Below are 24,112 nucleotides of genomic sequence, written 5' to 3'. Positions count from 1 at the left end.
AGGTTTTACTGTGAAGAATTGGACATTGCGCCAACGCATCCTGGCGAGTTTTGCGGTGATCATCGCCATCATGCTGTTGATGGTGGTTGTCTCGTATTCACGGTTGTTGAAGATCGAGGACAGTGAAGAAAACGTCCGGGTCGATGCGGTGCCTGGGGTGTATTACAGCTCCATGATTCGCGGTGGCTGGGTGGACAGCTACGTCTTGACCCAGCAAATCGTCGGCCTTTCGGGCAACCGGGAAATCACCGCCGAGGACAAGGCCCGCTACCAGGGCTTCGAGCAGCACCTGCGCGAAGAAATACAGAACTATCAGAAACTGATCCAGGACCCGGCCGACCAAGTCTCTTTCGACGAGTTCGAAGTCAATCACCAGGATTTCAACAAGGCCTTGGCGAAGGTCCTGGACCTGTATCAGCGCAAGGATTACGAAGGGGCGCGACTGGCGTTGAACACGGAGCTGACCAAGGCGTGGCTCGACGGCCGCGGGCACTTGAACCAGATCATCGAGCGCAATCGCGAACTGGCGCAAAGTGCCACCCAGACCATTGGCGACGCGGTAACGGCGGCCAAGATCGCCATGGGCCTGTCGTTACTGGTCGCGCTGGTCGTCGCCGTACTCTGTGGCCTGTTACTGATGCGGGCGATCATGGGGCCGATGAACCGCATCGTCGAGATCCTCGAGGTCATGCGCAGCGGCGACCTGAGCGGGCGCCTGAACCTGGCGCGCAAAGACGAATTCGGTGCCGTGGAAACCGGCTTCAACGACATGATGGCCGAGCTGACCTCACTGGTGTCCCAGGCCCAGCGTTCTTCCGTGCAGGTCACCACCTCGGTCACCGAGATCGCTGCGACCTCGCGCCAGCAACAGGCCACGGCCACCGAAACCGCCGCCACCACCACTGAGATCGGCGCGACCTCCCGGGAAATCGCCGCCACCTCCCGAGACCTGGTGCGCACCATGACTGAAGTGTCCACCGCCGCCGACCAGGCCTCGGTGGCCGCTGGCTCTGGCCAGCAAGGCCTGGCGCGCATGGAGGAAACCATGCATTCGGTGATGGGTGCCGCCGATCTGGTGAACGCCAAGCTGGCGATCCTCAACGAGAAGGCCGGCAATATCAACCAAGTGGTGGTGACCATCGTCAAAGTGGCCGACCAGACCAACCTGTTGTCCCTCAATGCGGCCATCGAGGCCGAAAAGGCCGGTGAGTATGGTCGTGGTTTCGCCGTGGTCGCCACTGAAGTACGACGCCTGGCCGACCAGACCGCCGTGGCGACCTATGACATCGAGCAGATGGTGCGCGAGATCCAGTCCGCGGTATCGGCCGGCGTGATGGGCATGGACAAGTTCTCCGAAGAAGTGCGCCGAGGCATGGCCGAAGTGCAGCAGGTGGGTGAGCAGCTGTCGCAGATCATCCATCAGGTCCAGGCCCTGGCACCGCGGGTGTTGATGGTCAACGAAGGCATGCAGGCCCAGGCCACCGGTGCCGAGCAGATCAACCACGCCCTGGTGCAACTGGGCGATGCCAGCAGCCAGACCGTGGAGTCCCTGCGCCAGGCCAGTTCCGCCATCGACGAACTGAGCCAGGTAGCCGTAGGGCTGCGCAGCGGCGTCTCGCGTTTCAAAGTCTGATGGGCGAACTCGAGACCCGGCGTGGCGCCGCACCGACGGCCCGCCAGTCGTTGTTCCTGGTGTTCTGCATCGGCAACGAACGTTACGCCCTGCAGGCCATCGATGTGGTGGAAGTGCTGCCGCGCCTGCCCCTCAAACCGATCGCCCGGGCGCCGTCCTGGGTGGCGGGGGTGTTTGCCTGGCGTGGCACGGTGGTGCCGGTGATCGACCTGTGCGCCCTGACCTTTGGCCAGAGCGCCGAGGCCCGGACCAGTACGCGACTGGTGCTGGTGCGCTATCAGGGCGACGCGCAACAAACGGGACAGGTGCTGGGCCTGATCCTTGAGCAGGCGACCGACACCATGCGCTGTGACCCGGCCGATTTCAAACCCTATGGCCTGGACAACCGGCAGGCGCCGTACCTCGGCCCGGTACGCGAAGATGCCCAGGGGTTGCTGCAATGGGTGCGGGTCAATGACCTGCTCGATGAGTCGGTTCGGGCGCTGCTGTTTCCTGCGCCGCCGCTGAACCTCGACGACCTCGAGGCAACGCCATGAACAACGACCAGCGTTTTTTCGATTTTCTCAAGGAGCGCATCGGCCTGGATGTGACCTCCGTCGGCACCGCGATCATTGAGCGAGCCGTGCGTCAGCGTATCGGTGCCGTGCCCGGGCGAACCGCCGATGAATATTGGCAGGGCCTGCAGTATTCGGCCCAGGAGCAGCAAGCGCTGATCGAAGCGGTAATCGTCCCTGAGACCTGGTTCTTTCGCTACCCTGAATCCTTCGCCACCCTCGCCAGGCTGGCCGTCAAGCGCCTGGCCGAGATCAAGCACCTGCGCGCGCTGCGCATCCTCAGCTTGCCGTGTTCCACCGGCGAAGAACCTTATTCGATTGCCATGGCCTTGCTCGACGCAGGCCTGGGACCGCATCAGTTCAAGGTGGACGGCCTGGATGTCAGCCCGCTGTCGGTGGCGCGGGCCAAGGAAGCGCGTTACGGCAGGAATTCCTTCCGTGGTGCGGAGCTGGGTTTTCGCGAGCGGTACTTCGACGCCGAAGACGAGGGCTACCGCCTCAGCGAGCGGGTGCGCGAACAGGTGCGTTTGCAAGTGGGCAACCTGCTGGATCCGGCCTTGTTGGTGAACGAGGCACCTTACGACTTTGTGTTCTGTCGCAACCTGCTGATCTATTTCGACCAACCGACCCAGCAGCAGGTGTTCGAGGTGCTCAAGCGCCTGACCCATCAGGACGGTGTGCTGTTTATCGGCCCCGCCGAGGGCAGCTTGCTGGGCCGATTGGGCATGCGCTCGATCGGGATCGCCCAATCGTTCGCCTTCAGCCGCCAGGGGGCACCCGAGCCGCAACCGTTGCCGGCCTTGATGCCGACCCCGCTGCCGGTTCGCCAGCCACCGCCCCGCGTTGTCCCGCCGGTGATTCGGCCGCGGCCGTTTGCGGCAAGCGTGACGCCGATTGCCGAACCCAAAAGCAGTGACGCTGCGGCCTTGCTGGCCAATATTGCTGCCCTGGCCAACGGTGGCAAAAGCGCCGAGGCCCGCGTGGCTTGCGAGGCCTACTTGCGCAGCCACGCGCCAAACGCCCAGGTGTTCTATTGGTTGGGCCTGCTCAGCGACATGGCTGGCAGCGCCCTTGAAGCCCAGGGTTTTTATCGCAAGGCGCTTTATCTTGAACCGCAACACGCCGAGGCCCTGGTGCATCTGGCGGCGCTGCTGGCTTCCCAGGGAGACGCGGCCGGAGCCCGTCGATTGCAGGAACGCGCCGCCCGTAGCGGGCGCGCGGCAGACAGTGAGCACAAACGATGAGCGGTTCGGCTTCTTACACCGTTACCCATGACGATGCCCAGGCTATCGACGACTGCTGGAATCGCATCGGCGTGCATGGCGACAAATCCTGCCCGTTGTTGGTCGAGCATATTCACTGCCGCAATTGCTCGGTGTATTCGGCGGCCGCCACCCGGCTGCTCGACCGTTATGCCTTGCCTCAGGATCAGCGGGATCTGTCTCTTGCCCCTGCGGACACCGATGTGGTCACGCGCTCGCTGCTGATGTTCCGCCTCGGCGAGGAATGGCTGGGCCTGACGACGCGCAGCCTGGTGGAAGTGGCGCCGTTGCAGCCGATCCATTCCTTGCCTCACCAGCGCTCGCGGGCCTTGTTGGGGGTGGCCAATGTACGCGGGGCGCTGGTGGCCTGCCTGTCGCTGGTGGAGCTGTTGGACCTGGAACCCGGCGCGGCGGTGGTTTCCGGCGCGCGGGTGATGCCGCGCATGTTGATTGTCGCGGCCAAGGGCGGGCCGGTGGTGGTGCCGGTGGATGAGGTCGACGGCATCCACGCCATCGATGAACGCGTCCTGGCGAGCGCTTCGCAATCGACGGGCAAGTACACCCGTGGTGTGCTGCCCTTCAAGGGCCGTAGCCTGCGCTGGCTGGATGAAGAACAACTGCTGTCCGCCGTGGCTCGGAGCCTGTCATGACCCCTGACCAGATGCGCGACGCCTCGTTGCTGGAGCTGTTCAGCCTGGAAGCCGAAGCTCAGGTCCAGGTACTGAGTGCCGGCCTGCTGGCCCTGGAGCGCGATCCGACCCAGGCCGATTACCTGGAGTCGTGCATGCGCGCGGCGCATTCCCTCAAGGGCGCGGCACGTATTGTCGGGGTGGACGCTGGGGTCAGCGTGGCCCATGTGATGGAAGATTGCCTGGTCAGCGCCCAGGAGCAGCGCCTGGTGCTGGGCGCTGAACACATCGATGCCTTGCTGCAAGGTACTGACCTGCTGATGCGCATCGCCACCCCGGGCAACAGCGTCGGTGCCCCGGATATCGACGCCTATGTGGCGTTGATGGGGCGGCTGCTTGATCCCAACGCGCCACAGGCCCCGGCAGTGGTCGTACCAAGCGTCGAGACAGCGGTCGAGCCGCTACGCATCGAGCTGACGGAAGTGGAACCGCCCCCGGCAACGGAGCCGGCCCCCAAGCACAAACGGGTCACCGAAGGCGGCGAGCGGGTCTTGCGGGTCACGGCCGAACGCCTCAACAGCTTGCTCGATCTGTCGAGCAAGTCCCTGGTGGAGACCCAGCGCCTCAAGCCTTGGCTGGCGACGATGCAGCGGCTCAAGCGCCAGCAAAGCACCGGTTTGCGCGCCCTTGAAGAGCTGAATGTACACCTCAAGGACCATGCCCTGAGCCTGCAAGCCCAGGAAGCCCTTGGCGATGCCCGCCGTTTGCTCGCCGAAACCCAGCAACTGCTGGCGCAGAAAACCGCTGAGCTGGATGAGTTCGCCTGGCAGGCCAGTCAGCGGGCGCAGGTGCTGTACGACACGGCGCTGGCCTGCCGCATGCGCCCGTTCGCCGATGTGCTTTCGGGTCAGGCTCGCATGGTCCGTGACCTGGGCCGCAGCCTGGGCAAACAGGTGCGCCTGGAGATTGAAGGCGAGAAAACCCAGGTCGACCGCGATGTGCTGGAAAAGCTCGAAGCGCCACTGACCCACTTGCTGCGCAACGCCGTGGACCACGGCATCGAACCCCCGGAACAACGGATACTGGCCGGCAAGCCTGCCGAAGGCGTGATTCGTCTGCGCGCCTCCCATCAGGCTGGCCTGCTGGTCCTGGAATTGGCGGACGATGGTGCCGGGGTAGACCTGGAACGGGTGCGCCGCAGCATCGTCGAGCGCGGCCTTTCCCCTGAGCAAACCGCCGCCAGCCTGAGCGAAGAGGAACTGCTGACTTTCCTGTTCTTGCCCGGTTTCAGCTTGCGCGACAAGGTCACCGAAGTGTCCGGGCGCGGCGTCGGCCTGGACGCGGTCCAGCACATGGTCCGGCAACTGCGCGGCGCGGTGGTACTGGAGCAGACGGCGGGCGAGGGCAGTCGTTTCCATCTTGAGGTGCCGCTGACGCTGTCGGTGGTGCGCAGCCTGGTGGTGGAAGTCGGCGATGAAGCGTACGCCTTTCCCCTGGCCCACATCGAACGCATGTGCGACCTGGCGCCGGAAGACATCGTTCAGGTCGAAGGCCGCCAGCATTTCTGGCACGAAGGCCGGCATATCGGCTTGGTCGCCGCCAGCCAGTTGCTCAATCGCCCGGCGACGCAAGGCAGCAGCCAAACCCTCAAGGTCGTGGTGATCCGCGAGCGCGAGACGATCTACGGCGTGGCGGTGGAGCGCTTCATCGGCGAGCGAACCCTGGTGGTCCTGCCCCTGGACGAACGCCTGGGCAAGGTCCAGGACATTTCCGCCGGGGCCTTGCTCGACGACGGTTCAGTGGTGTTGATTGTCGATGTCGAAGACCTGCTGCGTTCGGTGGACAAGTTGCTCGATACCGGACGCCTGGAGCGCATCGCCCGGCAGAACCAGGCCCAGGCCCCGCGCAAGCGGATCCTGGTGGTGGACGATTCCCTGACCGTGCGCGAGCTGCAACGCAAGTTGTTGCTCAATCGCGGCTATGACGTGGCGGTGGCGGTGGATGGCATGGATGGCTGGAATGCATTGCGCTCGGAGGATTTCGACTTGCTGATCACAGACATCGACATGCCGCGCATGGACGGCATTGAGCTGGTGTCGCTGTTGCGGCGTGACAACCGGCTGCAATCGCTGCCGGTGATGGTGGTGTCCTACAAGGATCGTGAAGAAGATCGCCGCCGTGGCCTCGACGCCGGTGCCGACTATTATTTGGCCAAGGCGAGTTTCCATGACGACGCCTTGCTTGATGCCGTGGTCGAATTGATCGGAGGGGCGCGCGCTTGAAGATCGCCATCGTCAATGACATGCCCCTGGCGGTCGAGGCCCTGCGCCGGGCCCTGGCGTTCGAGCCGGCGCACCAACTGGTCTGGGTGGCCGCCAACGGGGCCGAGGCGGTGCAGCGTTGCGCCGAGTACACCCCGGACCTGATCCTGATGGATTTGCTCATGCCGATCATGGATGGTGTGGAGGCCACTCGGCGGATCATGGCCGACAGCCCCTGCGCGATCGTGATCGTCACCGGGGACAGCCAGCAGAACGTCCACCGGGTGTTCGAGGCCATGGGCCATGGCGCGCTGGATGTGGTCGATACCCCGGCCCTGGGTGTCGGTAATCCGGCGGACGCGGCGGCACCGCTGTTGCGCAAGATCACCAACATCGGCTGGCTGATCGGTGAGCGCAACAAGCATGAGCGCCCCGCGCCGGCGGCGCAGCGTGCGGCAGTGTCGCGCAAGAGCCTGGTGGCCATCGGGTCGTCGGCGGGCGGGCCGGCGGCGCTGGAAGTGCTGCTCAAGGCGCTGCCGCGTCACTTTGCCCCGGCCATTGTGCTGGTCCAGCATGTGGACGAGGTGTTCGCTGCAGGCATGGCCGAGTGGCTGGGCAGCGTGTCGGGCCACACGGTGCGCCTGGCCCGGCACGGCGAGACGCCGCAAAGTGGTACGGTGTTGCTGGCCGGGACCAACCATCATCTGCGTTTGTTGAAGGACGGCACCCTGGCCTATACCGCCGAGCCGGTGAACGAGATCTACCGGCCCTCCATCGACGTGTTTTTTGAAAGTGTTGCCCAGTACTGGAGCGGTGACGCGGTGGGCGTATTGCTCACCGGCATGGGCCGCGACGGTGCACAAGGGCTTAAACTCATGCGCCAGCAGGGCTATGTGACCGTCGCCCAGGACCAGCGCAGCAGCGCGGTGTACGGGATGCCCAAAGCGGCGGCCGCCATCGACGCCGCCGTCCATATTCTCGCCCTGGACGCTATCGCGCCACGGTTGTTGGAGATTTTTACCCCATGAAGAATTCCGCCCGCGTTGCCTCAGGCCATACTCAGGTAAGCCACCATGAATGATCTGCAGCTCGACGAATTCAAGCGCGAAGAGAACGCCGCCATGGTCTTGCTCGTTGACGACCAGGCGATGATTGGCGAGGCGGTGCGACGCGGGCTGTCGAATGAAGACAACATCGACTTCCACTTCTGCTCCGACCCTCACCAGGCCATCGCCCATGCGGTTCGCATCAAGCCGACGGTGATTCTCCAGGACCTGGTGATGCCCGGCCTGGATGGCCTGAGCCTGGTGCGCGAGTACCGTAACCATCCGGCCACCCGTGATATCCCGATCATTGTCCTGTCCACCAAGGAGGACCCGCTGGTCAAGAGCGCGGCGTTCGCCGCCGGGGCCAACGACTACCTGGTCAAGTTGCCGGACAACATCGAACTGGTGGCGCGCATCCGCTATCACTCGCGTTCCTACATGATGCTGTTGCAACGCGACGCGGCTTATCGGGCACTGCGGGTCAGCCAGCAGCAACTGCTCGACACCAACCTGGTGCTGCAACGCTTGATGAACTCCGACGGCCTGACCGGCCTGTCCAATCGCCGGCACTTCGACGAATACCTGGAACTGGAATGGCGCAGGGCGATGCGCGACCAGAGCCAACTGTCGCTGCTGATGATCGATGTGGACTACTTCAAGGCCTACAACGACAACTTCGGCCACTTGGAGGGCGACGAAGCGCTGCGCAAGGTCGCCACGGCGATCCGCGAGGCGTGCAGCCGTCCCTCCGACTTGCCAGCCCGTTACGGCGGCGAGGAGTTCGCCCTGGTCCTGCCCGGGACCTCGCCGGGCGGCGCCCGGCTAATGGCCGAGAAACTGCGACAGGGCGTCGTCGCCCTGAAAATCCCCCATACCACGCCTGACGGCGGCGAGAACCTGACCATCAGCATTGGCGTCTCGACCGTCACGCCGCAGCAAGGTGGCGATTGCCGGCAACTGATCTCGGCGGCGGACAAGGGGTTGTACCTGGCCAAGCACAATGGGCGGAATCGGGTGGGTTTCGAATAACCTTCGGTCGATGATGGACGCTTTTGTGGCGAGGGGATTTATCCCCGTTGGGCTGCGAAGCAGCCCCAAATGCAGCTGACACGATTTGCCTGAAGCACCGCAGGGTCCGATTCTGGGGCTGCTTCGCAGCCCAACGGGGATAAATCCCCTCGCCACAGGGGTGTGTACCAGGTTTCATTGCCCCTAAAGCCGCCAGGCGGGCTGCCGCTGGCGCTTGATTACGTTATACTCGCCGGCTTTCAAAAGTTCGCCAACGAGTGCTGCCCGCCATGGAAATCAACCCGATCCTTAACACCATCAAGGACCTGTCCGAGCGCTCCGAAACTATTCGGGGGTATCTTTGACTACGATCAAAAGCATGAGCGTCTGACCGAAGTCAATCGCGAGCTTGAAGATCCGAATGTCTGGAACAACCCTTCGTACGCCCAGGAGCTGGGCCGCGAGCGTTCTGCGCTGGCGCAGATCGTCGAGACCCTGGACGAGTTGTCCAGCGGCCTGGCCGATTGCCGCGACCTGCTGGACATGGCTGTCGAAGAGAACGATGAAGGCGCGGTCGGCGATGTCGTCGCCGAGCTGACACGCCTCGACGAGAACCTCGCCAAGCTGGAATTCCGTCGCATGTTCAGCGGCGAGATGGACATGAACAACGCCTACCTGGACATCCAGGCCGGTTCCGGCGGCACCGAAGCCCAGGACTGGGCCAACATCCTGCTGCGCATGTACCTGCGCTGGGCTGACAAACGCGGTTTCGACGCCACCATCATGGAACTGTCGGCCGGTGAAGTCGCCGGGATCAAGGGCGCTACCGTGCACATCAAGGGTGAATACGCCTTTGGCTGGCTGCGGACCGAGATCGGCGTGCACCGCCTGGTGCGTAAAAGCCCGTTCGACTCCGGCAACCGTCGCCACACCTCGTTCTCGGCCGTCTTCGTTTCGCCGGAAATCGATGACAACATCGAGATCGAGATCAACCCGGCGGACTTGCGCATCGACACCTACCGTTCCTCCGGGGCCGGTGGCCAGCACGTCAACACCACCGACTCGGCCGTACGGATTACCCACGTACCGACCAACACCGTGGTCAGTTGCCAGAACGAGCGTTCCCAGCACGCCAACAAAGACACCGCGATGAAGATGCTCCGGGCTCGCCTTTACGAGCAGGAAGTGCAGAAGCGCAACGCGGCGTCCCAGGCACTGGAAGACACCAAGTCGGACATCGGCTGGGGTCACCAGATCCGTTCGTACGTGCTCGATGCCTCGCGGATCAAGGATCTGCGGACCAGCATCGAACGCAGCGATTGCGACAAGGTGCTCGATGGCGATATCGATGAATACCTGATCGCCAGCCTCAAACAAGGGCTGTAACGCGACACCCATGCGGCGGGCAGGCACGCTTCCATCAAGGAGCAGGCTGGCCCGCAAACTCCGGCCCGGGGCCGGGGGCAACGAACCTGTGATGGAATCCTTAAAGACATGAGCGACCTAGAACTCGACCCGCAAGCCCTGCAACAGGAAGAAAACTCCCTGATCGCCCTGCGCAAGGAAAAGCTTGCTGCCGAGCGCGCCAAGGGCCAGGCCTTCCCCAACGACTTCCGCCGCGACGCCTACTGCGACGTCTTGCAGAAGCAGTATGCGGACAAGACCAAGGAAGAGCTGGCCGAGGCGGCGATTCCAGTCAAGGTGGCCGGTCGTATCATGCTCAATCGTGGTTCGTTCATGGTGATCCAGGACATGACCGGTCGCATCCAGGTCTACGTCAACCGCAAGACCCTGCCGGAAGAAACCCTGGCCGCCGTCAAGACCTGGGACCTGGGCGACATCATTGCCGCCGAAGGCACCCTGGCCCGTTCCGGCAAGGGTGACCTGTATGTCGAAATGACCAGCGTGCGCCTGCTGACCAAGTCCCTGCGCCCGCTGCCGGACAAGCACCACGGCCTGACCGACACCGAGCAGCGTTATCGCCAGCGCTACGTCGACCTGATCGTCAACGAAGACGTGCGCCAGACGTTCCGCGTGCGCTCGCAAGTCATCGCTCACATCCGCAGCTTCCTGATGAAGCGTGACTTCCTGGAAGTCGAGACGCCGATGCTGCAGACCATCCCCGGCGGTGCGGCGGCCAAGCCGTTCGAAACCCACCACAACGCCCTGGACATGGAAATGTTCCTGCGCATCGCGCCGGAGCTGTACCTCAAGCGGCTGGTGGTCGGTGGCTTCGAGAAAGTCTTCGAGATCAACCGCAATTTCCGTAACGAAGGCGTTTCGACCCGGCACAACCCCGAGTTCACCATGCTCGAGTTCTACCAGGCCTACGCCGACTACGAAGACAACATGGACCTGACCGAGGAGCTGTTCCGCGAGCTGGCGCAGCTTGTTCTCGGGACCACCGACGTGCCGTACGGCGACAAGGTGTTCCACTTCGGCGAGCCGTTCGTGCGCCTGTCGGTGTTCGACTCGATCCTCAAGTACAACCCTGAACTGACTGCCGATGACCTGAACGACATCGAAAAGGCTCGCGCCATCGCCAAGAAGGCCGGTGCCAAGGTGCTTGGTTTCGAAGGCTTGGGCAAGCTGCAAGTGATGATTTTCGAAGAGCTGGTCGAGCACAAGCTGGAACAGCCGCACTTCATCACCCAGTACCCGTTCGAAGTGTCGCCGCTGGCCCGTCGCAACGACGAGAACCCAAGCGTGACCGACCGTTTCGAGCTGTTCATCGGTGGTCGTGAAATCGCCAACGCCTATTCCGAGCTCAACGATGCAGAAGACCAGGCCGAGCGTTTCATGGCCCAGGTGGCTGACAAGGACGCCGGCGACGACGAAGCCATGCACTACGATGCCGACTTCGTGCGTGCCCTGGAGTACGGCATGCCGCCGACCGCAGGCGAAGGCATCGGCATCGATCGCCTGGTGATGTTGTTGACCAACTCGCCGTCGATCCGGGACGTGATTCTCTTCCCGCACATGCGGCCTCAAGCGTAAGTGCTTCAACTAAAAAGCCGCCTCGATGGGCGGCTTTTTATTGCCTGTCTGGTACAAACGTATCAATTGGTTAGTTTTTCAAAGAGCGAGGAAGACCTGTCGTGAATCGTGCAATGGCTTCAGAAGGTGCAGCGGGCGTCGCCACGGCTGTCGCTGAAAGTGTTCAGTACCAGGGCCGCAAGGCCAGCCGACAGGGCAGTGAGCAGCGTCGCCAGGAGATTCTCGACGCGGCCATGCGCATTGTGGTGCGCGATGGCGTGCGGGCGGTGCGGCACCGCGCCGTAGCTGCCGAAGCGGGCGTGCCGTTGTCGGCCACCACGTATTACTTCAAGGACATCGACGACCTGCTCACCGATACCTTCGCCCAGTATGTGGAGCGCAGCGCGGCGTTCATGGCCAAGCTGTGGGCCAGTAACGAAGGCTTGCTGCGGGAAATGGTCGCTTACGGTGACGGCAGCGCCCAATCGCGCTCGCAACTGGCGGACGACATAGCCCGGATGACCGCCGACTACGTGCAACACCAATTGGACAGTCGCCGTGAGTACCTGATGGCTGAACAGGCCTTCCGCCAGGAAGCGCTGCTCAACCCGCGCCTGGCGGTGCTGGTGCGTTCCCACCAGCAGATTTTGCTGCACGGCACCTGTCAGTTTTTCCAGGTATTGGGCTCCCGTGAGCCGCAACAGGATGCCAAAGTGTTGACGGCGATTATCGGTCGGATGGAATATCAGGGCTTGCTCAATGGCGCCGAGCCGGTAGCCGATGAAGATATGCTCGGCATCCTGACCCGCTACATGCACCTGGTACTGGCGTCGGTGTAGTTGAAGCACCGCAGTTTATGTGGCGAGGGAGCTTGCTCCCGCTTGAGCGCGCAGCGCTCACCAAAAAAGGGGCTGCTGCGCAGCCCAGCGGGAGCAAGCTCCCTCGCCACAAAGGCAAGGCGCCACCTACCATAGGGAGTTCAAATGAAAGCCTGGCGTGCCGTTGTCCTGGCCGTGTCGTTGCTGTTGCTCAGTGGCTGCCTGGTGTCCTTCAAGGCACCGTTGCCGCAAAGCGAAGCCGCGCCAGAGGGCCTGCTCGGTCACTGGACCAGCACCAATGCCTGGGGCGAACCGTTGAACCTGGAGCTGACGAAGGTCGGCAGGCACCGCTACCAAGCCATCAGCTACTTCAGGGCCAGGCCCCATGAGCGTGAAGCCATCCCGTTGACTGTTTCCCGTCATGGCAGCCGCTGGTACGTGTCGGCCAAGGTGCCGGCCCGGTTTGGCGGTCACTATTTGATCGCCGGTTTCGAGTTGACCGACAAGCAAGAGCTGGTGGTCTACAACCTGGACGTGGATCAGATCAACCAGGCCATCGGCCAGAAACGCCTCAGCGGCCAGCCGAACCAGAGCGAGGAAGGTGACGGGGTGCTGGTGGACAGCGACATGAACAAGGTGTTCAGTTACCTCGACGACCCGGCCAATTCCGATGTGTTCTCGGAGGCCGTGCGCTACCAGCGGCTGGTCAAACCCCAATAACAGCGACAAGCGGACGTTTTTTCACAGGAGTTCCGGGTGGACGATTACCAGCAGACGATACGCACCTTGTCCGATCGCATTGTGCTGGCGCAAACGCCGATTCGCATCCTCGACGCGGTGAAGTGGGACGAGAACATCCGCAAGGGCTTTCTCAAGGCCAAGGGCAAGGAAATGCCTGCGGTGGATCGCGACTATTACCTCAACCGGCCACTGTCCTTCGATTCGAGCAAGGTGAAGCTGGAGTTCCAGAACATCGAGCGCGACATCACCCGCCAGCTTGGGCAGTTCAACCCGGTTGGCCAGATCATGCGCCGCATGTGCAAGGAATACCGCATGGTGGTGCGCATGCTCGAGGCCCGTGGCACCGAGGATTTCGGGCTGATCTCCCAGGAGCTCTATGGCGCCGCCTCCGATGCCTTCCACGCCGGCGACCCGACCCTGGCCGACCTGGGCCTGATGCTCTCCGATTACCTGAACAACATCGATGGCCGTGGCGACCTCAAGGACGAGCCGAAAGTCCTCAGCGCCAAGGAAGCCGTCAGCCTGCTGCAACACCGCCTCAACCGGGTGTTTGGCGAAGCCGAGGAAACCATCCGGGTATTCGAGTCCGATGGTATCGTGGCCGACGCAGCGGCGGGCGCGGACTACATCAAGATCCGCACCGATGCGATGTTCAACGAGCGCGACGTGCGTGCGTTGGAAGTTCACGAAGGGCTGGTGCACGTCGGCACAACGCTCAACGGCCTCAACCAGCCAATCTGCACCTTCCTGTCCAAGGGCCCACCCTCGTCCACGGTCACCCAGGAAGGCCTGGCGATCCTGATGGAAATCATCACCTTCGCCTCCTACCCGAGCCGCCTGCGCAAACTGACCAACCGTACCCGGGCCATTCATATGGTGGAGGAGGGCGCCGATTTCCTGCAGATCTTCGAGTTCTTCCGCGAGCAGGGTTTTGAAATGGCCGAAAGCTACGGCAACGCCAGCCGGGTGTTCCGTGGCTCGGTGCCGACGGGGCTGCCATTTACCAAAGACTTGTCCTACCTCAAGGGCTTCATCATGGTTTACAACTACATTCAGTTGGCCGTGCGCAAAGGCAAACTGGAGCAGGTGCCGCTGCTGTTCTGCGGCAAGACCACCCTCGAGGACATGCGTACGTTGCGGCAACTGGTGGACGAAGGCCTGGTGGTGCCGCCCAAATATCTGCCCGAGCAGTTCCGCGACATGAACGCCTTGTCGGCCTGGATGTGTTTCTCCAACTTCCTGAACCATCTGAGCCTGGACCGGATCGAAGCGGATTATTCCAATATCCTTTGAGCATCACACTGTCCAATTGTGGGAGCGGGCTTGCTCCCGCAGGGGACCGTGTTCCAATTCTGTTTTTTGCGAGGCTTCACCGGATGCGAACCCTCGGCATCATTTGCCTATTGTTGGCCCTGAGCGGTTGCAGTTCCCTGCTGTTCTACCCCGAGCACGGCCTGCCGTTCACCCCGGAGCGGGCCAGGCTCGAGTACCGTGACGTCACCCTGACCACCGCCGACGGTCTCAAGCTTCACGGCTGGTGGCTGCCCGTCAAACCGGGTGTGGAGGTCAAGGGCACGGTCCTGCATTTGCACGGCAACGGCGGCAACCTGGCCTGGCACCTGGGCGGGAGCTGGTGGTTGCCGGAGCAGGGCTACCAGGTGTTGATGGTCGACTACCGGGGTTATGGCCTGTCCGAAGGCGAGCCGAGCCTGCCGGCGATTTACCAGGACATTGACGCCGCGTTCCAATGGCTCGACCAGGCGCCCGAGGTGCAGGGCAAGCCGCTGGTGCTGCTCGGCCAGAGCCTGGGCGGTGCGCTGGCGGTGCATTACCTGGTCGAGCATCCGCAGCGCCAGCGACAGCTCAAGGCGCTGGTGCTCGATGGCGTGCCCGCCAGCTATCGCGACGTCGGCCGTTTTGCCCTGAGTACGTCCTGGCTGACCTGGCCGTTCCAGGTGCCGTTGTCCTGGCTGGTACCGGACGGTGACAGCGCGATCAGTTCCGTGGCGCAATTGAATGGCGTGCCGAAATTGATCTACCACAGCCTGGACGATCCCATCGTTCCCCTTTCCAATGGCATCCGCCTGTATCAAGCTGCGCCGCCGCCGCGGGTCCTGCAATTGACACGCGGCGGCCATGTGCAGACGTTCGCCGACCCAACCTGGCGCACTGTGATGCTGCGCTACCTCGACGATCCCCAGCACTTCGACGGCCTGCGCCGCCTGGGCGAGGTCCCGAATTACCCGAAATCACCCGTTGAATCACCAGAGAGCCCGCAATGAGCGAAGAACGTAACGCCATCCCCCTGATCATCACCGGTATCTGCAGCATCCTCGGCACCGTTGCGACGCTGTGGTACTACGGCTACCTGCACTTCGCCAAGCCTGAGGATGCGTTGCTGCTCAACCAATTCACCATGCTCAAGACCGTACCGGGCGAGGACTACAAGGTTTCCCTGGAACCGGCCCCCCAGGTTGCCCAGTGCATCGATGGTGTGCTGGTGTTGTTCGACACCGAGCAGAAAGGCCTGACCGGCGTGCTGATCAACGAGAAGAAACGCGCGGTGCGCTGCATGGGGCAGGAGACGCCGCAGAAACTGCAGCCGTAACAATTCTCTGTGGGAGCGAGCTTGCTCGCGATAGCGGTGGATCAGTCAACACCTATGTCGACTGACCTGCCGCCATCGCGAGCAAGCTCGCTCCCACAGGGGATACGACCCGCTCAACAAAATGTGCAGCCATTAAAAAGCCCCGCCTGATTGAAGTCAGGCGGGGCTTTTTGTTGGCCGTCAGTCGATCAGTTGGCGCTCATGGTCGAGCGCGGGGCCACTGGCTGGTTGTCGTTGGAGATGGTCACTTCCACGCGACGGTTCATGGCACGGCCCGAGACGCTGGTGTTGTCAGCCACGGGGAATTCCTTGCCATAGCCTTGGGTCACGATACGGTCCATGTTCACGCCCATATTCACCAGAGCCATACGCACCGAGTTGGCGCGGCGCTCGGACAGCGACTGGTTGTAGGAGTCCGAACCGGTGCTGTCGGTGTAGCCTTCGATGATCACCTTGCGGTCCGGGTTTTCCTGGAGGAACTGCGCCAGTTTGTTCACATTCGTCATGCCGCTGGCGCGCAGGTCGGACTTGTTGGTGGCGAACAGCACGTCGCCGAAGGTCACCAGCGTACCGCGTTCGGTCTGCTTGGCGTTGAGGCTGTCCTGCAGTTGCTTGATCTGCGCGTTACGCGCATCGAGCAAGGCACGCGCACGTTCGTCACCGGCGTTTTTCAGCTCGGCTTCGGCGTTGCGCAGGGCGATGGTCTGCTTGGCCACTTCGACGCGCTGGTTGGTCAGGTAGGCCAACTGGTCGACCTTGGCTTCGTCTTCCTTGTCCATATAGGCCTTGTCAGCCTTGGCCAGGAAGTCGGCGGCGTCCTTGGTTTCCAGTGCGGCCACTTTGGTCGCCGCTGGATCAGCCTGCAGGCCGTTGTAATTGGTGCGGGCCTGTTCCAGGTTCGCGTTCGGGTCGTGGGAGCAAGCGGCCAGGGCTACGCAGGCAGCGAGCAGGGCGGGCATCATCAAGTGTTTGTGCATCATAGTCTGTCGTCCTTTTATCAATGAGAAGTACGTCGTGGCGTGAACGGCTTACTGAACCTTGTTCATGCCTTCCTGACGCAGTTCCTGAACCCCTTTCTGAGAATCCTTGAGTGCTTGTTCGGCCTTGGCGGCCTGAGCCTTGCGCTCGGCGACGCGGGCGTCCCACTCGGCCTGTTCGGCCAGACGCTTGGCTTCGTCGTACTTCTTGTCATGCATGGCGATTTCCGCCTGCTTGAGTTTGTCCTGGGCCGATTTCATTTCCACAGCAGCGAATTCGGTACCGCCGGCGCTGACGGCGCTGTTGACCGCCGATTGGGTCACCGCGTACTGCTCCGAAGGTGGATTACCGGCGCAACCGGCGAGAATGAAGCTGCTACCGATCGCCAGGGCAGCCAACTTCAAGCCGCGCAGGCCAGTGGATGAGGGTTTGGCAGTGCAGGTATTCATAGGCTTCAACTCCATTGGAAAACTCCTGAAAAAACGACAAATCCATGCTGGGACCGAAGCCGTGACGTCTGGTTTGGCGCTGGCGCCAAGGCGCGTTTATTTAAACAACCGTTCCAGTATGGTTACTCGGTGTGACCCGAGGCGTTTTTCAAAAGTTCAGCGAAGATGGCCATTCGCCAAAAGAATTACTGACTGATCGGTCAGCGGCAAAAAAGCTGAACTTTCAAGGCGCGCAGCGGTATTGCGGCGCGGGTGGAAAGCCACCGCGCCGGAAAGTCGCAACCAGGAATGAAAGCGGTCAGTGTTTGGATTTGTCGTTCTGCGAGGAAAGGTCGTGCAGATGCCGCCGGGACAAGGCGAGGAATCGCGGGGTCGGACCCACGTCTTCGTACAGCGGGTCGCCTTCTTCATCGGTGGCGACGACTTGCGAGCCCTTGATGTAGGGGAAGCTGGCTTCCAGCTCTTCCAGTGCCGCTCCGATCAGCTCGCCGAGCAGCTCCTCGGGCTGGCGCTTGGGGTACATGTCGCAGATTGCTGCCAGCCGGGCGGCGGCTTCCACGTCCAGGTGAATCGTGTAGCCAGTCTCGGTCAGACGGCCCTTGGCGTTTTCTTCCCAATGCTGGGCAAGCTCACGAATTTTCATGATGACCTCAATAAGCCTGCTCGTGGCAGGCGCGGTGAGTGACAAGCCGTTGTGTGGCTTAATCATGAGACTAGCTTTGTCCTGCAAGGTTTAAAGTCCCTTCGTCGCTTGTCAGAAACGGTGGGCATCGGCACTCTCTAATCCAAGAGCTGTCCGGACTTTTTGCTGGAGAAATGCTGATGACCGATATCGATGCACGCTTGCGCGAAGACGTTCACCTGCTGGGTGAGTTATTGGGCAACACCATCCGCGAACAATACGGGGATGCGTTTCTCGACAAGATCGAGCAGATCCGCAAGGGCGCCAAGGCTGACCGACGCGGTTCCGTGGACGCCGAACTCAGCGCCAGCCTCAACCAGTTGAGCGAGGACGAACTGCTGCCGGTGGCGCGGGCATTCAACCAGTTTCTCAACCTGGCCAATATCGCCGAGCAATATCAACTTATCCACCGCCGCGAAGAATCGCAGCCGGAACCCTTCGAGGCGCGGGTGTTGCCCGAGCTGCTCGCCCGGTTGCGGGCCGAAGGCCATGGCGCCGAGGCCCTGGCCCGGCAATTGGGGCGGCTGGAGATCGAATTGGTCCTCACGGCACACCCCACGGAAGTGGCTCGCCGTACACTGATCCAGAAATATGACGCCATCGCCGCGCAACTGGCGGCCCAGGATCACCGCGACCTGACCAGCGTCGAGCGCGCGCAGATTCACGAACGCCTGCAACGCTTGATCGCCGAAGCCTGGCACACCGAAGAAATCCGCCGCACCCGGCCGACCCCGGTGGACGAGGCCAAGTGGGGGTTCGCGGTGATCGAACACTCGTTGTGGCAGGCCATTCCCAATTACCTGCGCAAGGCCGACCAGGCCCTGCATGCCGCGACCGGCTTGCGCCTGCCGCTGGAGGCCGCGCCAATCCGTTTTGCCTCGTGGATGGGCGGCGACCGCGACGGCAACCCGAATGTCACCGCTGCCGTGACCCGCGAGGTGCTGTTGCTGGCGCGGTGGATGGCGGCGGACCTGTATCTGCGTGATGTCGATCAACTGGCGGCCGAGTTGTCCATGCAACACGCCAGCGAGGCCTTGCGTGCCCAGGCCGGCGACAGCGCCGAACCTTATCGCGCCGTGCTCAAGCAATTGCGTGAACGCCTGCGCGCCACCCGCAACTGGGCCCACGCCTCCTTGAGTGCCGCCACGCCGCCAAGCGCCGACGTGTTACAGCACAACCGCGAGCTGCTGGACCCCCTGGAGCTGTGCTACCACTCGTTGCACGAATGCGGCATGGGCGTGATTGCCGACGGGCCGCTGCTCGATTGCCTGCGCCGGGCGGTGACGTTCGGTCTGTTCCTGGTGCGCCTCGATGTGCGCCAGGACTCGACGCGCCATACCGCCGCCATGACGGAAATAACCGACTACTTGGGGCTGGGGCGCTATGAGGATTGGAACGAGGAGCAGCGCATCAGCTTCTTGCTGGCGGAACTGAGCAACCGGCGTCCGCTGCTGCCGGCCCATTTCAAGCCATCGGCCGATACGGCGGAAGTCTTGGCGACGTGCCGAGAAGTGGCCGCGGCGCCAGCGGCGTCCCTGGGTTCCTACGTGATCTCCATGGCCGGTGCGGCTTCCGATGTCCTCGCGGTGCAGCTGTTGTTGAAGGACGCCGGCGTGTTGCGGCCAATGCGCGTGGTACCGCTGTTCGAGACCCTGGCCGACCTGGACAACGCCGGGCCGGTGATCGAGCGGCTGTTGCTGCTGCCCGGTTATCGCTCGCGGCTGCAAGGTCCTCAGGAAGTGATGATCGGCTATTCCGATTCGGCCAAGGATGCCGGGACCACTGCGGCGGCCTGGGCGCAGTATCGGGCCCAGGAGCGGCTGGTGGACATCTGCCGCGAGCAGCAAGTCGAACTGCTGTTGTTCCATGGTCGCGGCGGCACCGTGGGCCGTGGTGGTGGTCCGGCGCACGCGGCGATCCTGTCCCAGCCACCGGGTTCGGTGGCCGGGCGTTTCCGCACCACCGAGCAGGGCGAAATGATTCGTTTCAAATTCGGCCTGCCGGACATCGCCGAACAGAACCTCAACCTTTATCTCGCCGCCGTGCTCGAAGCGACGCTGCTGCCACCGCCGCCGCCCACGCCGCAGTGGCGGGACCTGATGGACGAGCTGGCGGCCGATGGCGTCCGTGCCTACCGCGCCGTGGTGCGGGAAAACCCGCAATTTGTCGAGTACTTCCGCCAGTCCACCCCCGAGCAGGAACTGGGGCGCCTGCCCCTGGGCAGCCGTCCGGCCAAGCGTCGGGCCGGTGGCATCGAAAGCCTGCGGGCGATCCCGTGGATCTTCGGTTGGACCCAGACCCGCTTGATGCTGCCGGCCTGGCTCGGCTGGGAAACCGCACTGAGCAAGGCCCTGGAGCGTGGCGAAGGCGAGCTGTTGGGGCAAATGCGCGAACAGTGGCCGTTCTTCCGGACCCGCATCGATATGCTGGAAATGGTGCTGGCCAAGGCCGACGCCGACATTGCCCGCTCCTACGACGAGCGTTTGGTGGAACCTGGGCTGCTGCCTTTGGGTGCGCATTTACGCGACCTATTGTCGCAGGCGTGCTCGGTGGTCCTTGGGTTGACCGGTCAGTCGCAGCTACTGGCACATAGCCCAGCCACGCTGGAATTCATTCGCCTGCGCAACACTTACCTCGACCCACTGCACCTGCTGCAGGCCGAACTGTTGGCGCGCTCGCGGCGGCAGGATGTGGCCCAGGGCAGCCCCGTGGAACAGGCGTTGCTGGTGTCTGTGGCGGGGATTGCCGCCGGTTTGCGCAATACCGGCTAAGATCAGGCAGCGCACCGAAACGGCTCGCCCGGCGTTCCCGGGCGTTGTCCGCCGGGGGAGGGAACGGGTTGGCCAGGCGACAGTTTGTTGCCCGGTTGCGACTCTCGCCACCTCCTCCGAAGGTCGTATCGGGTGCGGGTTCCTCCGACTTTCGGCGGCTTGTGTGGGTCGGGCCTGCTGTGTATCTTGATCAGCCTTTGGCCGTTTGGGCGGTCACGATCCTGTTTTTCGAAGATTGGCCCCACGAGGCGAATCCGAGCGTTTTACATAAAAAAATTGAGGAGCACATCGATGCGCGTCATTCTGCTGGGAGCTCCCGGGGCCGGTAAAGGTACTCAGGCAAAGTTCATCACCGAAAAATTCGGTATCCCGCAAATTTCCACTGGCGACATGCTGCGTGCCGCAGTCAAGGCGGGCACCGAGCTGGGCGTCAAGGCCAAGAGCATCATGGATGCCGGCGGCCTGGTGTCGGATGACCTGATCATCGCCCTGGTCAAGGATCGTATCGCTCAAGCCGATTGCGCCAACGGCTTCCTGTTCGACGGCTTCCCGCGCACCATTCCCCAGGCCGAAGCCCTGGTGACTGCCGGTGTTGAGCTCGATCACGTGGTCGAAATCGCGGTCGACGACGAAGAGATCGTCCAGCGCATTGCCGGTCGTCGCGTCCACGAGCCATCCGGCCGTGTCTACCACACCGTCTACAACCCGCCGAAAGTCGCGGGCAAGGACGACGTTACCGGTGAAGAGCTGGTGCAGCGCAAGGACGACACCGAAGAAACCGTGCGTCATCGCCTGTCGGTCTACCATTCCCAGACCAAGCCGCTGGTGGCGTTCTACCAGAACCTGTCGGCTGCCCAGGGCAAGCCGAAGTACAGCCACATCCCGGGCGTTGGCTCGGTCGATGCGATCACCGGCAAGGTGCTCGAAGCGCTGAGCTGAAAAGTCTGATCAGTTGCATCAACTACGGCCCGCTTGCGGGCCGTAGTTGTTTATACTGGCGCACTTTTTTCCACCTGATTTACGGACACATCGATGAGCACCTTGCTGGCCCTGGACACCGCGACTGAAGCTTGCTCCGTTGCCTTGCTGCACGACGGCAAGGTCACGAGCCATTACGAGGTGATCCCGCGCCTGCATGCGCAGAAACTATTGCCGATGATCCAGAAACTGCTGAGCGATGCCGGGACGACCTTGCAGGCGGTGGATGCGATTGCCTTCGGTCGCGGGCCGGGGGCTTTTACCGGCGTGCGCATCGCCATCGGCGTGGTGCAAGGGTTGGCGTTTGCCCTGGAGCGGCCGGTGTTGCCGGTGTCGAACCTGGCGGTGCTGGCCCAGCGCGCCTTGCGTGAACAGGGCGCCCGCCAAGTCGCAGCGGCCATCGATGCGCGCATGGACGAGGTGTACTGGGGCTGCTATCGCGAAACCGACGGCGAGATGCGCCTGGTCGGTGCTGAGGCGGTATTGCCACCCGAGGCCGCGGCGTTGCCAAGCGGGGCCGACGGTGCATGGTTCGGTGCCGGTACCGGTTGGGGCTACGGCGAGCGCATCGCCGTCAGCCTGACCGGCCAGGACGCCACCCTGCTGCCTCACGCCGAAGACCTGCTGGCCCTGGCGCGCTTCGCCTGGGAACGCGGCGACGCCATTCCCGCCGATGATGCGCAGCCGGTGTACCTGCGGGACAAGGTGGCAACGCCCAAGTCCGAGCGGTAAAAAGCATCACGCCACTCTCAAGCGGGCAGCGTTGTGGCGAGGGAGCTTGCTCCCGCTGGGTGGCGCAGCCGCCTCCGTTTTTCCCAACCACTGAAGATATTTCAGCCCGGCGACAGTGGCGTTTGCTGCGCAGCCGAGCGGGAGCAAGCTCCCTCGCCACAGAAGCTCGCTAGCCCATGACATTGGCGAACGCCCATGCATTGGATGCCTGCACAAGGCAGGCGACGACCCACTCTGGAAGACCATTGAGCGCTTGTGGCGAGGGAGCTTGCTCCCGCTGGGTGGCGCAGCCGCCCCCGTTTTTCCCAACCACTGAAGATATTTCAGCCCGGCGACAGTGGCGTCTGCTGCGCAGCCGAGCGGGAGCAAACTCCCTCGCCACAGAAGCTCGCTAGCCCATGACATTGGCGAACGCCCATGCATTGGATGCCTGCACAAGGCAGGCGACGACCCACTCTGGAAGACCATTGAGCGCTTGTGGCGAGGGAGCTTGCTCCCGCTGGGTGGCGCAGCCGCCCCCGTTTTTCCCAACCACTGAAGATATTTCAGCCCGGCGACAGTGGCGTCTGCTGCGCAGCCGAGCGGGAGCAAGCTCCCTCGCCACAAAGGCATTGCTCTTCCCCAAAGCGGTGCTCTTGCGCAAGTCATTTCCCCTGCCAAAAGTCACACCCAATATTGCCAGTCGTCACTTTTTCAGCCCGTTTTTAAACCTTTTGGACTTTATGTGTTCTAGTTATCACTTGCGCATTTGCGCGGCTGCGAAAGTGCCGCTAAATTGCCATCATTGATACCGAGCATTCTGTTATGCGTATAGACGGCTTTTCATCCCAGTCCTATCCCATCAAGCGCAAGCCTCGTGCAGGCAAAATCGCTGAGCAAGAGTCCTTCGATGAGGATATCGATGGCGAACTGGAGTTTCCGTCTGAAGAGCAACTGGCTGCCCGCGCCGCCAAAGCCTCCGCGCAACGCCTGAGCAATCTTCCCGCCCGCCAGCAGGACATGCTTTACCACCGTGCGATGAGCCGCAGTGTCGCCACGGCCCTGGCGAGCTACCTGAGTACCGCCGGTTTCGTCGATTGGGATATGGAAGTGCTGGGTCTCGATCTCTACATCTGATGCTCTTGCCTTACTACCTGGGCTGCCCCTCCTGGAGCGAAAACGCCTGGCGCGATTATCTTTATCCCCAGGACGCCAAAACCTCCGACTTCCTGAATCTCTATTCCCAAGTATTCAATGCCGTGGAAGGTAATACGACTTTCTACGCCAGTCCCTCCGCGGCCATCGTCCAGCGTTGGGCCGAAACCATGCCCGGACATTTTCGCTTCACCGCCAAACTGCCCGGTGACATCAGCCACAACGGCGACTTGCGTGAGCGGCTGACAGCCACCGAAACCTTCGTGCAATTGCTCAGCCCCCTGGGTGAGCGGGTTTCGCCGTTCTGGCTGCAATTATCCAAGGCCTTTACCCCCAATCGATTGCCCGAGCTGGCGGGTTTCATCGACGCTTTCGAGCGGCCGTTGGCCGTGGAAGTGCGCCACGATGAGTTCTTTGCCAAGGGCGATGCCGAACGGCGACTCAACCGCTTGTTGCTCGACCGCGGTATCGAACGTATCTGCCTTGATCCCCGGGCGCTGTTCAGTTGCACCTCCACCGACCCTGGCGTGCTCCATGCCCAATCGAAAAAACCGCGAGTGCCACCGCGACCGACGGCCTTCACCCAGTGCCCGCAGGTGCGCTTCATCGGCCATCCGGTGCTGGAAGCCAATGAACCGTTCCTGACGCCGTGGGTAGAGAAAATCGCCGGATGGATCGAAGAAGGGCGCACGCCTTATATCTTCCTGCACACCGCCGACAACCTGCTGGCGGCGAAACTCGCGCAACGCTTCCACACTCGCCTGATGAGTCGTTTGCCTGGCTTGCCGGCCCTGCCTGAGCTATATAGAGAGCCCGCCGCCGAGCAACTGGGTTTGCTCTGAGGCCAACACT

Annotated in this window: 22 protein-coding genes; 19 read left to right on the top strand and 3 right to left on the bottom strand. The window is 62.6% G+C overall.

The window, feature by feature from the left end; translation table 11 throughout:
* Window positions 1–10: 10 nt before the first annotated feature.
* The 14 genes from BLU76_RS15080 (at window position 11) to BLU76_RS15010 (ending at window position 15,536) form a co-directional block, all read left to right on the top strand.
* The gene (locus BLU76_RS15080; RefSeq protein WP_092143966.1) at window positions 11–1,633 is read left to right on the top strand and encodes a methyl-accepting chemotaxis protein; all 1,623 of its coding nucleotides are present in this window, start codon (window positions 11–13) and stop codon (window positions 1,631–1,633) included.
* Window positions 1,633–2,169, top strand: coding sequence for a chemotaxis protein CheW (locus tag BLU76_RS15075; RefSeq protein ID WP_092143969.1), 537 nt, complete (start codon window positions 1,633–1,635; stop codon window positions 2,167–2,169). Before BLU76_RS15080 ends, BLU76_RS15075 begins: the two co-directional genes overlap by 1 nt.
* Window positions 2,166–3,431, top strand: a complete 1,266-nt coding sequence (locus BLU76_RS15070) for a CheR family methyltransferase (RefSeq protein ID WP_092143971.1) — start codon at window positions 2,166–2,168, stop codon at window positions 3,429–3,431. Before BLU76_RS15075 ends, BLU76_RS15070 begins: the two co-directional genes overlap by 4 nt.
* On the top strand, window positions 3,428–4,099 hold the full coding sequence (locus BLU76_RS15065; RefSeq protein ID WP_092223282.1) for a chemotaxis protein CheW: 672 nt from the start codon (window positions 3,428–3,430) through the stop codon (window positions 4,097–4,099). The genes BLU76_RS15070 and BLU76_RS15065 overlap by 4 nt, the downstream gene beginning before the upstream one ends.
* A complete protein-coding gene (locus tag BLU76_RS15060; protein WP_092223280.1) occupies window positions 4,096–6,360 on the top strand; it encodes a hybrid sensor histidine kinase/response regulator in 2,265 nt (754 codons plus the stop codon). The genes BLU76_RS15065 and BLU76_RS15060 overlap by 4 nt, the downstream gene beginning before the upstream one ends.
* Window positions 6,357–7,367, top strand: a complete 1,011-nt coding sequence (locus tag BLU76_RS15055; protein ID WP_092152525.1) for a chemotaxis response regulator protein-glutamate methylesterase — start codon at window positions 6,357–6,359, stop codon at window positions 7,365–7,367. The genes BLU76_RS15060 and BLU76_RS15055 overlap by 4 nt, the downstream gene beginning before the upstream one ends.
* 45 nt (window positions 7,368–7,412) lie before the next feature.
* The gene (locus BLU76_RS15050) at window positions 7,413–8,414 is read left to right on the top strand and encodes a response regulator (protein WP_092143983.1); all 1,002 of its coding nucleotides are present in this window, start codon (window positions 7,413–7,415) and stop codon (window positions 8,412–8,414) included.
* Between the two features lie 269 nt (window positions 8,415–8,683).
* Window positions 8,684–9,779 (top strand): peptide chain release factor 2 gene (prfB, locus tag BLU76_RS15045; RefSeq protein ID WP_095963568.1). Its coding sequence is split into 2 segments (ribosomal slippage): window positions 8,684–8,755 and window positions 8,757–9,779, totalling 1,095 coding nucleotides; the frame shifts between segments, so codons are not numbered across the junction.
* 108 nt (window positions 9,780–9,887) lie between these two features.
* Complete coding sequence (lysS, locus tag BLU76_RS15040) at window positions 9,888–11,390, top strand: lysine--tRNA ligase (protein WP_092223278.1); 1,503 nt, start codon at window positions 9,888–9,890, stop codon at window positions 11,388–11,390.
* A 101-nt stretch (window positions 11,391–11,491) separates the two neighbouring features.
* The gene (locus BLU76_RS15035) at window positions 11,492–12,208 is read left to right on the top strand and encodes a TetR/AcrR family transcriptional regulator (RefSeq protein WP_058545985.1); all 717 of its coding nucleotides are present in this window, start codon (window positions 11,492–11,494) and stop codon (window positions 12,206–12,208) included.
* A gap of 144 nt (window positions 12,209–12,352) precedes the next feature.
* Window positions 12,353–12,907, top strand: a complete 555-nt coding sequence (locus tag BLU76_RS15025) for a hypothetical protein (protein WP_072343518.1) — start codon at window positions 12,353–12,355, stop codon at window positions 12,905–12,907.
* Between the two features lie 36 nt (window positions 12,908–12,943).
* Entirely contained in the window at window positions 12,944–14,221 is a 1,278-nt protein-coding gene (locus BLU76_RS15020; protein ID WP_063322801.1) for a flavohemoglobin expression-modulating QEGLA motif protein, read from the top strand.
* A gap of 83 nt (window positions 14,222–14,304) precedes the next feature.
* The gene (locus BLU76_RS15015; RefSeq protein ID WP_003198158.1) at window positions 14,305–15,210 is read left to right on the top strand and encodes an alpha/beta hydrolase; all 906 of its coding nucleotides are present in this window, start codon (window positions 14,305–14,307) and stop codon (window positions 15,208–15,210) included.
* Window positions 15,207–15,536 carry a PA3694 family proteiin gene (locus BLU76_RS15010; RefSeq protein ID WP_003198160.1) on the top strand — a complete coding sequence of 110 codons (330 nt, stop codon included), beginning with the start codon at window positions 15,207–15,209 and terminating at the stop codon, window positions 15,534–15,536. The genes BLU76_RS15015 and BLU76_RS15010 overlap by 4 nt, the downstream gene beginning before the upstream one ends.
* Window positions 15,537–15,724: 188 nt before the next feature.
* Here the strand turns inward: BLU76_RS15010 and BLU76_RS15005 are convergent, their stop codons facing one another.
* From BLU76_RS15005 to BLU76_RS14995, 3 genes are all read right to left on the bottom strand, one after another.
* Entirely contained in the window at window positions 15,725–16,513 is a 789-nt protein-coding gene (locus BLU76_RS15005) for a lipotoxin F family OmpA-related lipoprotein LptF (RefSeq protein WP_063325159.1), read from the bottom strand.
* Window positions 16,514–16,564: 51 nt separating this feature from the next.
* Window positions 16,565–16,978 (bottom strand): DUF4398 domain-containing protein, encoded by a 414-nt coding sequence (locus BLU76_RS15000; protein ID WP_003198164.1) that lies wholly within the window; start codon window positions 16,976–16,978, stop codon window positions 16,565–16,567.
* A gap of 283 nt (window positions 16,979–17,261) precedes the next feature.
* Window positions 17,262–17,606 (bottom strand): pilin assembly protein, encoded by a 345-nt coding sequence (locus BLU76_RS14995; RefSeq protein ID WP_072343512.1) that lies wholly within the window; start codon window positions 17,604–17,606, stop codon window positions 17,262–17,264.
* A gap of 179 nt (window positions 17,607–17,785) precedes the next feature.
* Here BLU76_RS14995 and ppc point away from each other — a divergent pair, with 179 nt between their 5' ends.
* The 5 genes from ppc to BLU76_RS14970 all read left to right on the top strand — a co-directional run bounded on the left by ppc (window position 17,786) and on the right by BLU76_RS14970 (window position 24,102).
* The gene (ppc, locus tag BLU76_RS14990) at window positions 17,786–20,416 is read left to right on the top strand and encodes a phosphoenolpyruvate carboxylase (protein WP_092223368.1); all 2,631 of its coding nucleotides are present in this window, start codon (window positions 17,786–17,788) and stop codon (window positions 20,414–20,416) included.
* Window positions 20,417–20,707: 291 nt separating this feature from the next.
* On the top strand, window positions 20,708–21,355 hold the full coding sequence (gene adk, locus BLU76_RS14985) for an adenylate kinase (protein WP_072343510.1): 648 nt from the start codon (window positions 20,708–20,710) through the stop codon (window positions 21,353–21,355).
* 93 nt (window positions 21,356–21,448) lie between these two features.
* Window positions 21,449–22,126, top strand: coding sequence for a tRNA (adenosine(37)-N6)-threonylcarbamoyltransferase complex dimerization subunit type 1 TsaB (tsaB, locus tag BLU76_RS14980; protein ID WP_092223273.1), 678 nt, complete (start codon window positions 21,449–21,451; stop codon window positions 22,124–22,126).
* A gap of 804 nt (window positions 22,127–22,930) precedes the next feature.
* A complete protein-coding gene (locus BLU76_RS14975) occupies window positions 22,931–23,242 on the top strand; it encodes a hypothetical protein (protein ID WP_063322791.1) in 312 nt (103 codons plus the stop codon).
* Window positions 23,242–24,102: a DUF72 domain-containing protein gene (locus BLU76_RS14970; protein ID WP_092223271.1), complete on the top strand. Its 861-nt coding sequence runs from the start codon at window positions 23,242–23,244 to the stop codon at window positions 24,100–24,102. Before BLU76_RS14975 ends, BLU76_RS14970 begins: the two co-directional genes overlap by 1 nt.
* The last annotated feature ends 10 nt before the right edge of the window (window positions 24,103–24,112 follow it).

It is taken from the genome of Pseudomonas sp. NFACC08-1 (assembly GCF_900106735.1).
Classification (GTDB): Bacteria; Pseudomonadota; Gammaproteobacteria; order Pseudomonadales; family Pseudomonadaceae; genus Aquipseudomonas; species Aquipseudomonas fluorescens_Q.
This window is presented reverse-complemented; position numbering and strand designations above follow the sequence as displayed.

What these genes read in the sequence shown, in the direction of transcription:
- BLU76_RS14995 (WP_072343512.1), bottom strand. Translation starts at nt 17,606, where the DNA reads ATGAAAATTCGTGAGCTTGCCCAGCATTGGGAAGAAAACGCCAAGGGC.
- BLU76_RS15070 (WP_092143971.1), top strand. Translation starts at nt 2,166, where the DNA reads ATGAACAACGACCAGCGTTTTTTCGATTTTCTCAAGGAGCGCATCGGC.
- BLU76_RS15015 (WP_003198158.1), top strand. Translation starts at nt 14,305, where the DNA reads ATGCGAACCCTCGGCATCATTTGCCTATTGTTGGCCCTGAGCGGTTGC.
- BLU76_RS15025 (WP_072343518.1), top strand. Translation starts at nt 12,353, where the DNA reads ATGAAAGCCTGGCGTGCCGTTGTCCTGGCCGTGTCGTTGCTGTTGCTC.
- BLU76_RS15065 (WP_092223282.1), top strand. Translation starts at nt 3,428, where the DNA reads ATGAGCGGTTCGGCTTCTTACACCGTTACCCATGACGATGCCCAGGCT.
- ppc (WP_092223368.1), top strand. Translation starts at nt 17,786, where the DNA reads ATGACCGATATCGATGCACGCTTGCGCGAAGACGTTCACCTGCTGGGT.
- BLU76_RS14975 (WP_063322791.1), top strand. Translation starts at nt 22,931, where the DNA reads ATGCGTATAGACGGCTTTTCATCCCAGTCCTATCCCATCAAGCGCAAG.
- tsaB (WP_092223273.1), top strand. Translation starts at nt 21,449, where the DNA reads ATGAGCACCTTGCTGGCCCTGGACACCGCGACTGAAGCTTGCTCCGTT.
- BLU76_RS15075 (WP_092143969.1), top strand. Translation starts at nt 1,633, where the DNA reads ATGGGCGAACTCGAGACCCGGCGTGGCGCCGCACCGACGGCCCGCCAG.
- BLU76_RS15005 (WP_063325159.1), bottom strand. Translation starts at nt 16,513, where the DNA reads ATGCACAAACACTTGATGATGCCCGCCCTGCTCGCTGCCTGCGTAGCC.
- BLU76_RS15010 (WP_003198160.1), top strand. Translation starts at nt 15,207, where the DNA reads ATGAGCGAAGAACGTAACGCCATCCCCCTGATCATCACCGGTATCTGC.
- BLU76_RS15060 (WP_092223280.1), top strand. Translation starts at nt 4,096, where the DNA reads ATGACCCCTGACCAGATGCGCGACGCCTCGTTGCTGGAGCTGTTCAGC.
- lysS (WP_092223278.1), top strand. Translation starts at nt 9,888, where the DNA reads ATGAGCGACCTAGAACTCGACCCGCAAGCCCTGCAACAGGAAGAAAAC.
- BLU76_RS15050 (WP_092143983.1), top strand. Translation starts at nt 7,413, where the DNA reads ATGAATGATCTGCAGCTCGACGAATTCAAGCGCGAAGAGAACGCCGCC.
- BLU76_RS14970 (WP_092223271.1), top strand. Translation starts at nt 23,242, where the DNA reads ATGCTCTTGCCTTACTACCTGGGCTGCCCCTCCTGGAGCGAAAACGCC.
- BLU76_RS15000 (WP_003198164.1), bottom strand. Translation starts at nt 16,978, where the DNA reads ATGGAGTTGAAGCCTATGAATACCTGCACTGCCAAACCCTCATCCACT.
- adk (WP_072343510.1), top strand. Translation starts at nt 20,708, where the DNA reads ATGCGCGTCATTCTGCTGGGAGCTCCCGGGGCCGGTAAAGGTACTCAG.